Below are 12,978 nucleotides of genomic sequence, written 5' to 3'. Positions count from 1 at the left end.
CCTTGAAATGCGTGTTAGCCACCAGCCACAAGCCGACTACTACCCTTTGTACGAACGTTACATTAATACCCTGCACAGTGATGGCGCGATGTTTCCAGCCAGCCCGTCGCAATATGATGGCTTTATTACCAACGCGTGGTTAACGCCGACCTTTATTGAGTTTTATCTGGATGACACACTTATCGCGGTCGCCGTCACTGACGTGATGGCAGATAGCATGAGTGCAATGTATTGCTTTTATGATCCTGAATTTCTGGCTAATTCCCTCGGTACCTATGCCGTATTACAACAGCTGATTCTAGCAAAGCAAACAGGCAAGCAATGGCTCTATCTCGGCTATCAAATAGATCAATGTAGCAAGATGAATTACAAGGTTAAATTTAACCCACATGAGCGCTTAGTCGCAGGAAAATGGCAAGGCTGATACCACTGAAGAGTCATTAATAAAGCATTTTAAAAATAAAACGTAAATATCTTACCTATAATATATACAGGCCAGTGTAAATCTGGCATCATCTTGCGGTCAAATATAGCTATTATAATTAAATTTTAAGAGGACTCATGGCAAAAGAAGACAGCATTGAACTACAAGGTACAGTTCTAGATACCCTTCCTAACACAATGTTTCGTGTTGAATTAGAAAACGGCCACGTGGTTACTGCGCATATCTCTGGTAAAATGCGTAAAAACTACATCCGAATTCTTACTGGTGATAAAGTAACTGTAGCACTAACACCATACGATTTATCTAAAGGTCGTATCGTCTTCCGTGCCCGTTAATCACGAGCCTCTAAAAAAACCAGCGTAAGGCTGGTTTTTTTAGGTCTACGATTTGCGACATGCTCAATAACAGCATTAGTCAATAACCACTCAATATCAGACAGCCTACTATTCGATAACTACTGGTCGACATCCGACTGCTCGATATCCCAACTACTCGACATCCAACCGCACTGTCCGATATTTTAGTACTCATTCCTTACCGACAATTCCTTACCGATAGTGCCCTATCGATCATACCTATCAATTATTCAACATCAACGCGTAAAATTTCTTCTTCCTGCGCTGCTTTTTTATCTCTGAACTGTTGCTTTAAGACTGCTTTTTTAAGCATGGCAATTTCACCATCTGTGCCAATCGTAAAATGTTCTGGTTCGGTATTGAAACGCGACTGATATAACATCACAGCCTGCAGTGAACTATCTTTTTGCGCCTGCGTCAATGCTACACCGCTTTCCCATTTGCCAAGCTCTACGGCCGTTCTAAGCTTTTCATATACTTCGGGAGTCATGCTTTCAAGTAACTTATCAACTGACATCTTTACGTCCTTGGTTAATGCTCAGGGATTTACCCTGCTAAATAATGATATATATCTATAGTGCACCCTACTATAAATACGCCCTGATTTAAACTATTACCACACGCGTTCATTATTCGTTTCACATAAACGAACCCGGTTTTAAATAAACAAAAAAGGAAGCCAATTGGCTTCCTTAATACGACTAGTTTTATCTATCGTCTACATGCTTTCTAATAAACAGCTGTCTAATACACAACTTGCTTATGCAAATTCGTGCATGTCGATGCCAGCCATTTTTTGCATTACGCGTAATACCTGACAGCTATAACCAAACTCATTATCATACCAAACGTATAATATTGCGCGGTTACCTTCAGCAATCGTAGCCAATGAATCAACGATACCTGAGAAACGGCTACCAACCATATCTGTTGATACTAATTCTTTCGATGTGCTGAAATCGATTTGGTTGTGTAATGGCGAGCTTAACGACATTTCTTGTAAGTAGCTGTTTAGCGATTCTCTTTCAACTTCTTTTTCAAGATTTAAGTTAATAATTGCCATTGATACGTTTGGTGTTGGTACACGGATAGCGTTACCCGTCAGCTTACCTTTTAATGCAGGTAGTGCTTTTGCTACAGCAGATGCAGCGCCAGTTGAGGTTAATACCATGTTCATTGCAGCGCCACGGCCACGACGATCACCTTTGTGGAAATTATCAATCAAGTTTTGATCATTGGTATATGAATGCACAGTTTCTACGTGACCATTGCTAATACCGTATGCGTCTTGAATTGTTTTTAGTACCGGTGTGATCGCATTCGTTGTACAGCTTGCTGCTGACACGATGTTATCTTCAGGTAATATATCGTTATGGTTAACGCCATAAACGATGTTTTTAATATCGCCTTTACCCGGTGCTGTTAATAATACTTTTGCTGCGCCAGGTGCTTTTAAATGCAGACCCAGGCCGTCAGTATCACGCCAAATACCCGTGTTATCGACAACTAACGCATTGTGAATTCCGTGTGCAGCGTAATCAATTTGATCAGGACCATTTGAATAAAGGATCTTAATGTAAGTACCGTTAGCAATGATTGCATTGTTTTCTGTATCAATATCAATCGTGCCATTGAACTGGCCATGTACTGAATCACGACGTAATAAAGATGCGCGTTTTTCAATATCACCAGGACCGCCACGTACAACGATTGCACGTAAGCGTAATAAATTGCTCTCACCTGTTTTATCAACAAGTAGACGTGCAAGTAGACGCCCGATACGACCAAAGCCGTACAATACCACGTCACGAGGTTCAACTGCTGTATCGCTATTTAATGCAGGTGCTAATTCAGCACGTAAGAATGCGTCGATACCAGTAGAATCTTCGTTTTCGCCCCAATAGCGAACAGCCAAACGGCCTATATCAATTTGAGCGTTACTAATCGGTAGTTCACTGATCACTTGTAGTAATGGGAAAGTTTCAGTGAAACGTAAAATACGTCCTTCATGACGCTTAACGACGCGGTGTGCTTTTTGAAGATCAATTGCTGTTGCATTTTGTAATGGGCGGCCATAAATTAATACCTCAACGCCTTTATTACGATACAGCTTTCCTAACAACGGTAGCATAGATTCTGCGAGCTCTTGGCTCTCTTGCCAATTCAATAAATGACTTTCAGATGGCATCTTTTTTCCCTTTTAATCACAACTACATGTAAGAAACATTAAAACAACAGTCGCATAACCAACAACTGACATTTAATCAATTTGATAGCGTAATCATACAAAAATAACCGCTAACTTACCAATTAATCATGTGAATTAGGTCTTTTTTTACTTTTTAGCTTTCATTCAAAACACAAATATTTAACAATGAAATAGGAACACTTTCACTTTTCCCGCTTGTTCATTTTATAACCGAGATATTGACAGGACTTTTTCAAGACAATACCCAGACATTAACGCGATCGTTTTAAGTCCAACGGCAGAAGTTGAGCTTCTTATCTAATTTACCCCCCCCTCATTAGACAGTGCGAGTTAATCTGTGATAGGGTTTCGCCATCGCCTATTTTAGTCTTAGCTTTATGCATCGTTTACGCTCTATTTTTCGTTTAATGCCAGCTGTTGTTATTACGAGTTTTCTGGTTGCATGTGACAATCCTCGCAATATTGGCGCTATATGTGAAAATGATGCGGCTATTTGCGCCGACTTAAATAACGATGTTTGGTGTCAAACAGAAAGAAATGACCTCATCACCAACCGTTTTGAGTCCACGAACAGTGTGGACGAACAAGCTACATTCGGGTTATTAACGGCGCTTAGCAATTTCCAAGAATGTATTAAAGTAGCTGCTCTCATCGAACCCAGAACACACCCCGAGTTAAAAACCCTGCGGGTATCGGCAATGTTGAGTACTTACGATGAACTTATCGCATTAGAAAAACAGACTCTCAGTAGTAATAACCCTTATATACTCAATTATCATTGGGTATCGCATAATAATGAAAATGCAAAACAACGCTTTATCGCCTTGTCCACGCAGCAAAGCTTTGATGACCCCGCGTTGTATTTCGCTATTGCTAACATTTATGGCAACAGTAACGACAAAGCGATAGCTAATTTACTGAAAGGTATAAGTCTGCTTAACAGTAATACGCAAGTAGGCAACGCTCAATTAGACAATAGCAGCGTCATGACCACCAAACTGCTTTATGCCATTATCACCGCCTACATGCATAAAAGAGATTACCAACTGGCTTACATATGGTCACAAGTAGCGATAATTTCCGAAGTAGAAAATATAAACTTAGGTGTCTTTAATAAGCATAAGTTAACGGCAAGCGAACAGCGTCGTTTAAATAAGTTAGCAGCAAGAGTGGCAGAACAAATAGAAGATCAAGAATTTACTGATGAAAGCTATGAACATACGCTGTCAGCAGTTGGGCTTTAACCTAACGATTAAAACCCGTTTACAGTGCTAGCCAGCGCCACAACCTCTTACATTAGTGCCACCTGTTACATTAGTGCCACCTGTTACACTCGTGAATAGAGCGTAACAATAATAACTACAGTGATAGCTGTTGAACACCACGAGCGTCTAGATAAGCAGTAAGCGCTTCAGGTAGCTCAGCATCCGTTTGATAATAGCAAGCGCAAGCATGACGCTCACAACTCAATAGAATGATGCTCAACAATTCATTAAATTCATGATTCTGCCAGATACCGGCATCACCAATCGTTAACCACTGCTGCATAATCGATAATGGTTGATTAAGCACAAGTCCTGCCGATTGCATCGTCGTGAAGTCAACTAAAGTGCGGAATGCAGCATAACCATCTTGGCGTAACTGATAGCTATTAATGCCCGTTGCAGTTGAACTCGCTAATACATTATCTAACTGACAATTATCTAACTGACAGTGTACTAACTGACAGTGTACTAACTGATAGTCCGCTAATAGCCACCGAGCAAATGAACCCGCATTAGCCACATCAATCGCAAAATCAATATCACGTAATAATGACTTACCAGTCAGAGCATTGTTCGCCGTTACGACGAGCCATAAATAAAACGTATAATCATCACTATGGGCATCTTGCCATTCTACCGTTTGTGTTTCTTGGCGTGACGCCGTCAGTCCATCAGTAGTATAAGCCGCTAAATATTGGGCTAAATGCGTTTGCTGTAGTGCAGCGCCTGCAATAATCGTCTTCAACGTCAAAGCAAATTCAGTCTGTGCTTTATCGTTATTAAACTGCTGCTGTAATTGTGCAAGTTGTGTCGATACAGTAACAACTAAACCTGGCTGTGTATAAGTCAATAACTGGCTCAACACTGCTTCTGTTGTTGGTAGTGCTTTTGTGGTTGTAATCGTTGTAACCGCAGACGTAGGAGTTAGCGTAGCCGGTGGATTAATTATCCAGCTTTCGCCCAATGGCTCTTCACTACCTTGATCAAGAATAACGAATTGATAAGCGCCAACAGCAAGTGGTTGCTCAAAGCTAATTTGATAGCTCTGCATCTCCATATCGTGTAAATGATAAATACCATTTAACGACCATTCGATTGGCGTAAACTCAGCAGTTTCAATAACAACTTGGTTTGCTCTTATTTCCCAGATTAAATCTTCAGTCACGAACTCGATTGGTAAATGCAGATCAAATTGGATCACTGCCGATTCATCCATCACGATCACAGGCGGTAATGCACGTAACCAAAACTGCTTAATTTCTTCTTCCAGCTTTACGTCTAATTCATCCGTAAAACCAAAATCAGTCAATGCTTGTGTAATTAGCGTTGTCGGTAACGCTTGCTCATCGCCATTGGCATTTAATTCCGTACAGCTAAGACCAAGCATTTGGCCTAATTGCAGAATATGTTGTGCTGTCATTTGACACCTTAAATAGTGAACCTAACGCTATTATACCGAATCAATATCAAGATGCGAGGTCACGCAGTATCACAACAACACTGTTTCATGGGTTTTCTGCAACTCTTGTCTATACTCCACTAAGGCAAATCTTTATAACTGAACTGTATTATTTAAACAAATGTCGATTTATTTAATCTTTAAATTTTAAAATGTCATATAAATAAGACACTTAGTCAGGGTTCTGAACGAATCAACATGAGATTAAAGAACACATCAGGGAAATATTCATGCCTATACAGCGGCTGGCAATGCCAATTTGTGGGCTCAGTTATTTAATTTATGTAATAAATAGTACGAAAACACATAATAAAGTGACTTAAATCAGTTTATTTTCGTAAATTTGCAACAAATTGTGATTCAACTCATACATTTTAGTATTTATTCTTGTCTTTTTATCAGAATCTTGTAAATTTACAACCAAGCAAGATTATTAATTCAAACTTACATTTAATTTAATGGATACAAGTTATGACAATTAAAGTAGCAATCAATGGTTATGGTCGAATCGGCAGAAACGTACTTCGTGCATTCTACGAAGGTGGTAAAGAACAAGATCTAGAAATCGTTGCAATCAACGACCTAGGTGATTCAAAAATCAACGCTCACCTAACTAAATATGATACTGCACATGGTCGTTTCCCTGGAACTGTTGATTTTGATGCTGAAGCACTAATCATCAACGGCGACCGTATCAAGACTTTCTCAGAACGCAACCCGAAAGACTTACCTTGGGCTGAACTAGAAGTTGACGTAGTACTAGAATGTACTGGTATCTTCGCAAGTAAAGACGCATGTCAAGTTCACCTTGATGCCGGCGCTAAGAAAGTACTTATCTCTGCACCTGGTAAAGATGTAGATGCAACTATCGTTTACGGTGTTAACCAAGACGTACTTACTGCTGACATGACTGTTGTTTCAAACGCTTCATGTACAACTAACTGCCTAGCTCCAATTGCTAAAATCTTAAACGACAACGTTGGTATCATCAGCGGTATGATGACGACTATTCATGCTTACACGAATGATCAACGTCTATCTGATGTATATCACACAGATTTATACCGTGCTCGTGCTGCTGCACAAAACATGATCCCAACAGGTACTGGCGCTGCTGCAGCTGTTGGCCTAGTAGTTCCTGAACTACAAGGCAAATTCCAAGGAATGGCGGTACGTGTACCAACAATCAACGTTTCTCTAGTTGACCTTACGTTTGAAGCTGGTCGTGATACTACACCAGAAGAAATCAACCAACTTATCACTGATGCAGTAGCTGCGGATCCAATCCTAGCGCGCGCACTAGCTGTTAATCTAGAGCCTCTAGTGTCTAGTGACTTCAACCATGATGCACACACATCTAACTTTGATGCGACACAAACTAAAGTTCAAGGCAAACTTGTTAAAGTTATGTCTTGGTACGACAATGAGTGGGGCTTCTCTAACCGTATGTTAGATAACGCTGTTCTACTTATGAGCGCTAAATAATCAAACTTGATTAAATAATCAGAGTTAATTGATTTATAATGCTAAAGGCGACCATTAGGTCGCCTTTTCTATGTTGGGGATTTTATGTCATACCGCAATACAATCACGGATCAACTACCGTTAACTGAACACATTAACTTAGTCACCAGCAAGGGTCTCAAATACCTTCATATTACTCACCCAAAAGCACAAGCCCGTATCAGCTTGTTTGGTGCGCATCTGCTTAGCTTCACCCCCGCAAACTCAGCTCCGGTGATATGGATGAGTGGTGATGCTATCTTTAATGGCGTAAAAGCGATCCGCGGTGGCGTACCTATCTGTTGGCCTTGGTTTGGTCCGGCAAAAGAAAGCCCGACTGTTCAACCTCTGGCACAAACAAAAAATTTTCCCTCTCATGGTTTTGCACGTAATAACCATTGGCAATTACTTGATAGCCAAAGTACTGCTGATAGCTGTCGTGTTCGTCTACAACTCATGCCAAGTCCAGAAGCGAAAAGATTATGGCTGCATGATTTTAATTTGATTGCTGAATTTATTATCAGTGAGTCGTTAACACTCAATCTAATAACCGAGAATACCGGTAACAGTAGTTTTGATTATGGCGGCGCATTACACAGCTATTTCCAGATTTCACAACCGGATGCAATACAAGTACACGGTTTAGATAATAACAATCCAGCGCCGCGAGCATTAACCGGTGATGTAGACATAATTTGTGAAAATCCAGCAACCACAATTACCTTAGAAGATAATCAGCTTCAGCGTAGGATTGATATCAATAACGAAGGTAATAATGCGATGGTCGTTTGGAATCCTTGGCAAGCAGGTGCCAAAGCATTTGCAGATATGCCGGATGACGGTTACCAAACTATGTTCTGTTTAGAACCTGCCATTATAGGTAAGAAAGCGGTAACGGTTGCCCCAGGAACAAGCCATACACTGACAACTAAACTCAGTGTAACAGCGCTATAATTATCAATAATGATAGTGAGTTGTCATTGTTGATAGCGTATTGTCATTTCAAGATGAACATCTGAGGTATACCCCGGTGCTCATCTTGAAAAATAGTTAACGTTATCGTTGTGCTAATGGTATATCGATACTTTCGTCAACTAATGAACGCGCCGCAAAAATAAGATTATCCACTTGTTGGGAAATACTGTATTTACTCATGTCCTGCCCAGTTAACAAACGACTGAGTTCGGCAAGTTGACTTCGCAAGTTTTTATCTTTGAGCACTTTGTCTTTATCTTGTTGTGATATTTTCGATGCCATCGCATCTTTGATACCACTCACCTGAGATTGAAAGTCCAACGCCGTTAACTCTTCCGTGCCTAAATAGCTATTTAATGAACTGAGGTGATCACGATAATTTATCACCACGCGTTCCGCCGATGTTTGAATTCTTGATTTAACCCAAACAACCTCTTTAGCAATGCTCGCCGCTTGTTTTATTTGGATATTACTCGCATTTAAACTTTGTTGGATCACGGTATTATCACGGGGATCTTTTTCAATTAACCGCTCTAAACTGTACAAGCTATTTAATGCTTTGTTATAGCTTTCAGGGACCAGCTCTTGATCCAGTAAATTAAATTCTGTAGTCGGTAAACGTAATACTTTACGTTTAATCATATCAATTTCAAGACTATTATAATCACGCTCTAATTTGATTTTCTGATGTTCTAAACCTAATCCCGTACCACGACTTTCAATTAATGCTGCAAACTGGGTTGTCGCGTCACGCAATTTATTAAAACGAGATTCAAAACCATCAACATCGACACTCTGAATAAACTCATCATGATCACGAATAGTGATTAATAACGGTTCAGTAAGGAGTTTAGCTTGAAACGCTTTATTCATACGTTGAACAAATAATTCTGATTCTGTTTCAATTTCTTCACTACCCGAGTTCGAAAACCAATTACCGCCATTCGGCGTATAGTCTTCATACATACCCAATAATTCTTCGCGCTTTTTAAGCGCTAACTCAAAATTACTCGGTGCATAATAAGCAAGGTCTTGTTTATTACCCCGTTGATATAATATTTCTACGGCATTCATCGCGGCATTCACAGCGTTCATTTCTTCAGACGCATCGGCAGATAAAGTGAAACTGTCGCCACTATCGGTGAATTCAGACAAGGTGACACAGCCCGAGAATAGACTCGTCGCTAGCATCAAGCCAGAAAGTTTAATCGATAATTTTAATTGTCGCTTACTTAACAATTGTCGCTTGCTAAACAATTTTCGTTTGCTAAATAAGTGGCGTTTGATTGGTAATGTAGTGAGCATGAACATCATCCTTTTGTTCGAGTCAGACTTGAATTAACAAGATCAGCATACGCTGTCACTGTAAAAAGTTGTGTCTGACATGAGGATTAATGCGACAAGGCGTTATAAAATAACACTTGGATCAATACTAAGTAGGAAGAAGGTATGAGCAGCAGTTTTTACATTTCTAATGCTGCCCATACTTAACGATGACTAAGTTAACGATGCCAATAACGCTTTAATCGGGTGATTAAGTCGTACTTTTTCCATTCGTTTTACCTGACTACGGCAAGAGTAGCCCGTAGCCAAACAACGTGAAGCATCACGCTGTGATAACGCATGTTTCCAGCTTTGACTATAAATAGACTTTGATGCTGCTACATTTTTAGCATCATGGCCATAACTGCCCGCCATACCACAGCAACCTGTTGCCACCGTATCTAATGCTAAGCCGAAGCCTTTAAATACTTGTTGCCACTCTTGTTCTGCCGTGGGTTTGTTGGTTTTTTCAGTGCAGTGTGCAAACAGGTAATACGGTTCTACTTTCGATGCTTGCGCATCCGCACTTTGCTCATTAATGGCTTGGCTGTTAATCGCCTCGCGTAAATGTACTTGCGCATTGTCTGTTAACAACCATTCTTGAATAAGCTGCACACTAAAGTCGCCACGTTTATCCGCTAAAATTTGGTTATATTCATCGCGATAACACAGCACTAATGCAGGTTCAATGCCCACCATCGGCATACCCAAATCATGCAAGGCATTCAAGAAGTCTGCTGCTGTTTCTGCCGTTTTGGCAAATTTAGCTAAAAAGCCTTTCACATGCTGCGGTTTACCATTAGGTTTAAACGGTAAAATCACCGGTTTCAAACCTAGCTTTTCAATCAGCGTCACTAACGTTTGCACAAGTTCGGCTTCATAAAAACTGGTAAACGGGTCTTGAACAATTAACACATGCTTGGCTTTGTCTTCAGCATTTAACCGTTGTAAAAAGGCTAAATCAAAACTCTGAGCATAATGACCACGTAACGATTCCGATAAGGTCGGTACACTTAATAACGGGATATCCACCATACCAATGGTATGCTTAGTCGTAGCTTGTAACCAGTTTTGCCCTAACCAGAAATTAAAGAACTTCGGCATCTTAGCCATCATCGGCGTATAACTTTCAGAATAGCCAACCGCAAAATCTTTAATCGGACGTAAGTAACGGCTGTGGTATTGATCAATAAAACGCGATCTAAACTCGGGTACATCGACTTTAACCGGACATTGCACAGTACAAGCTTTACACGCTAAGCAACCTTGCATTGCATCCATGACTTCATGCGAAAAATCATAACGGCCACGGGCTTTGTTCCAGCTGTTTTTTAATCGTGTGGTAAATGTCGCCACACCAACTTGTTGAATAGTGAGTTGTTGGCCTAATTCATGCTCGGTCATTTCATGGCAGGATAACTGACGTAACCATTCACGCATTAAACCAGCGCGGCCTTTTGGCGAATGGCGGCGATCACCCGTATGCTTAAACGACGGGCACATTGGGCTTTTGGTATCGTAGTTAAAACACAAGCCATTACCATTACAGTCAATTGCTTGCGGAAAGCTTTCACGCACTGTCACTGGTATTTGGCGATCATAGGCACCACGCTTCATTGCATCTACTGATACTAATTTTGCATCGCTGTTTAGTGGCGTGCAGATCTTGCCTGGGTTTAATCTGTTATCTGGATCAAAAGCGGCTTTAATCTTGCGTAACTCGGTGAATAGTTCGTCTCCAAAAAACTCAGGGCCATATTCAGAACGAAAACCTCTACCGTGTTCGCCCCACATCAAGCCTTTGTATTTTGCCGTTAATGCCACTACCTTATCGGATATTTCACGTAAAATAACTTCTTGTTGCGGGTCTAACATATCCAACGCAGGACGCACATGCAGTACACCCGCATCGACATGACCAAACATGCCATAGTGCAGGTTATAGCTATCTAATAACGCTCTGAACTCAACAATGTAATCCGCTAAGTGCTCAGGCGGTACCGCTGTATCTTCAGCAAAGGCTAACGGTTTCGCTTGGCCTTTTGTTGCGCCTAATAAACCAACGGCTTTTTTACGCATACCGTAGATTTTCATTACATCCGATAATTGGTCACAAATTTGATAACCAATCACCCCCGCTTCACCCGCAGCCATTAGACGGTCAAGCTCTGCGGTTAAATAGTCTATTTTTTGTTGTTGAATAGCGCCATCATCTTCGGCAAACTCAACAAAGTTAATACCCTGCATTGTTTTATTCGGTACATCGGTGATCAATGATTTAACCGAGTGCCACACGATATCTTGTTTGGCTAAATTCAGCACCACCGAGTCAACCGTTTCGACTGACAAGGCATTGGCTTCAATTAAGAATGGTGCATTACGCAATGCTGAATCAAAGCTGTCATATTTGACATTCACTAAGCAGCGGAACGTTGGGATTGGGGTTAAATTCAGTTTCGCTTCAGTGATAAATGCCAGAGAACCTTCAGAACCACAAAGGATACGTCCTAAATCAAACGCTTGCGTTTGTTTATCATAGAGGTGAACAAGATCATAACCGGTCAGAAAACGGTTTAATGCTGGGAAGGTATCTTCAATTTTTTGTTGTTTGTGGCTGATGGTATCAATCACTTGATGACACACTTTACCTAGATAATTATCGTTCTGCGCTTGTGCTTGTAGCTGCTCGCGAGACTGACAGGCTGTGACTAATTCAGTGCCATCCATTAATACCGCAGACACACTTAATACATGATCACTGGTTTTACCGTATTTTAATGACCCTTGACCCGACGCATCCGTGTTAATCATGCCACCTATAGTGGCGCGATTACTGGTCGATAAATCTGGCGAGAAGAAGAAGCCATACGGTTTCAGGAATTCATTGAGCTGATCTTTAACCACGCCCGTTTGCACCTGTACCCAGCCCTCTTCCACATTAATATCAATAATGTTGTTCATGTGACGTGACAGATCGACAATGATACCGTCGGTCAACGACTGCCCATTAGTGCCCGTACCGCCACCACGAGGTGAAAAAGTAATGGTTTTAAATTCAGCTTGTAACGACAAAGCCGTCAAAATCACTAGATCTTGATGTTTACGTGGCAGTACCACTGCTTGCGGTAATAACTGATAAATACTGTTATCCGTCGCAACGGCTAATCGGCTTGCGTACGATTTTTCAATATCCCCACTAAATTCACTTTTCTCTAGCGCGCTTAAAAAAGCGAGATATTCTGATTTTACTGCATCCTGATAACTTAATTCGGGGATCATCATCCATTCCCTTGTGACAATTTTCAACTGACTGCATTATAACATGAGTGATTTAATTCATCGCCTATAGATAAAGGCTAAATTGATCTCACTTATAAGAAAATACTAAGACAGTTAATACACATATCGTACATCTACATAAATTACTCAAACTTAAACCAATT

General features: G+C 40.7%; 9 protein-coding genes and 1 pseudogene. 5 read left to right on the top strand and 5 right to left on the bottom strand.

Annotation, left to right across the window (positions count from 1 at the left end):
* Together A923_RS21990 and infA are read left to right on the top strand one after the other, a co-directional pair.
* Positions 1–424 (top strand): annotated as a pseudogene (locus A923_RS21990) (arginyltransferase); the annotation flags it as partial.
* Between the two features lie 137 nt (positions 425–561).
* The gene (gene infA / locus A923_RS0104080) at positions 562–780 is read left to right on the top strand and encodes a translation initiation factor IF-1 (RefSeq protein WP_006032603.1); all 219 of its coding nucleotides are present in this window, start codon (positions 562–564) and stop codon (positions 778–780) included.
* 247 nt (positions 781–1,027) lie between these two features.
* Here the strand turns inward: infA and A923_RS0104075 are convergent, their stop codons facing one another.
* Entirely contained in the window at positions 1,028–1,318 is a 291-nt protein-coding gene (locus tag A923_RS0104075; RefSeq protein ID WP_017220379.1) for a YeaC family protein, read from the bottom strand.
* A gap of 243 nt (positions 1,319–1,561) precedes the next feature.
* The gene (locus A923_RS0104070; protein WP_017220378.1) at positions 1,562–2,989 is read right to left on the bottom strand and encodes a glyceraldehyde-3-phosphate dehydrogenase; all 1,428 of its coding nucleotides are present in this window, start codon (positions 2,987–2,989) and stop codon (positions 1,562–1,564) included.
* Positions 2,990–3,387: 398 nt separating this feature from the next.
* On the opposite strand from A923_RS0104070, the gene A923_RS0104065 reads away from it, so the two are divergent.
* Positions 3,388–4,254, top strand: a complete 867-nt coding sequence (locus A923_RS0104065) for a DUF2989 domain-containing protein (RefSeq protein WP_017220377.1) — start codon at positions 3,388–3,390, stop codon at positions 4,252–4,254.
* Between the two features lie 115 nt (positions 4,255–4,369).
* Here the strand turns inward: A923_RS0104065 and A923_RS0104060 are convergent, their stop codons facing one another.
* The gene (locus A923_RS0104060) at positions 4,370–5,695 is read right to left on the bottom strand and encodes a hypothetical protein (RefSeq protein WP_017220376.1); all 1,326 of its coding nucleotides are present in this window, start codon (positions 5,693–5,695) and stop codon (positions 4,370–4,372) included.
* Positions 5,696–6,205: 510 nt separating this feature from the next.
* Here A923_RS0104060 and gap point away from each other — a divergent pair.
* Both gap and A923_RS0104050 read left to right on the top strand, forming a co-directional pair.
* The gene (gene gap, locus A923_RS0104055; protein WP_017220375.1) at positions 6,206–7,219 is read left to right on the top strand and encodes a type I glyceraldehyde-3-phosphate dehydrogenase; all 1,014 of its coding nucleotides are present in this window, start codon (positions 6,206–6,208) and stop codon (positions 7,217–7,219) included.
* Between the two features lie 84 nt (positions 7,220–7,303).
* A complete protein-coding gene (locus tag A923_RS0104050; protein ID WP_017220374.1) occupies positions 7,304–8,191 on the top strand; it encodes a D-hexose-6-phosphate mutarotase in 888 nt (295 codons plus the stop codon).
* A 102-nt stretch (positions 8,192–8,293) separates the two neighbouring features.
* Here the strand turns inward: A923_RS0104050 and A923_RS0104045 are convergent, their stop codons facing one another.
* Together A923_RS0104045 and ydiJ are read right to left on the bottom strand one after the other, a co-directional pair.
* A complete protein-coding gene (locus A923_RS0104045; protein ID WP_017220373.1) occupies positions 8,294–9,517 on the bottom strand; it encodes a hypothetical protein in 1,224 nt (407 codons plus the stop codon).
* Positions 9,518–9,709: 192 nt separating this feature from the next.
* Positions 9,710–12,814 carry a D-2-hydroxyglutarate dehydrogenase YdiJ gene (gene ydiJ, locus A923_RS0104040; protein ID WP_017220372.1) on the bottom strand — a complete coding sequence of 1,035 codons (3,105 nt, stop codon included), beginning with the start codon at positions 12,812–12,814 and terminating at the stop codon, positions 9,710–9,712.
* Positions 12,815–12,978: the final 164 nt, after the last annotated feature.

Source organism: Moritella dasanensis ArB 0140, assembly GCF_000276805.1.
GTDB classification, from domain to species: Bacteria; Pseudomonadota; Gammaproteobacteria; order Enterobacterales; family Moritellaceae; genus Moritella; species Moritella dasanensis.
The sequence above is the reverse complement of the archived record's forward strand: the minus strand, read 5'-3'. Positions and strand labels throughout refer to the sequence as shown.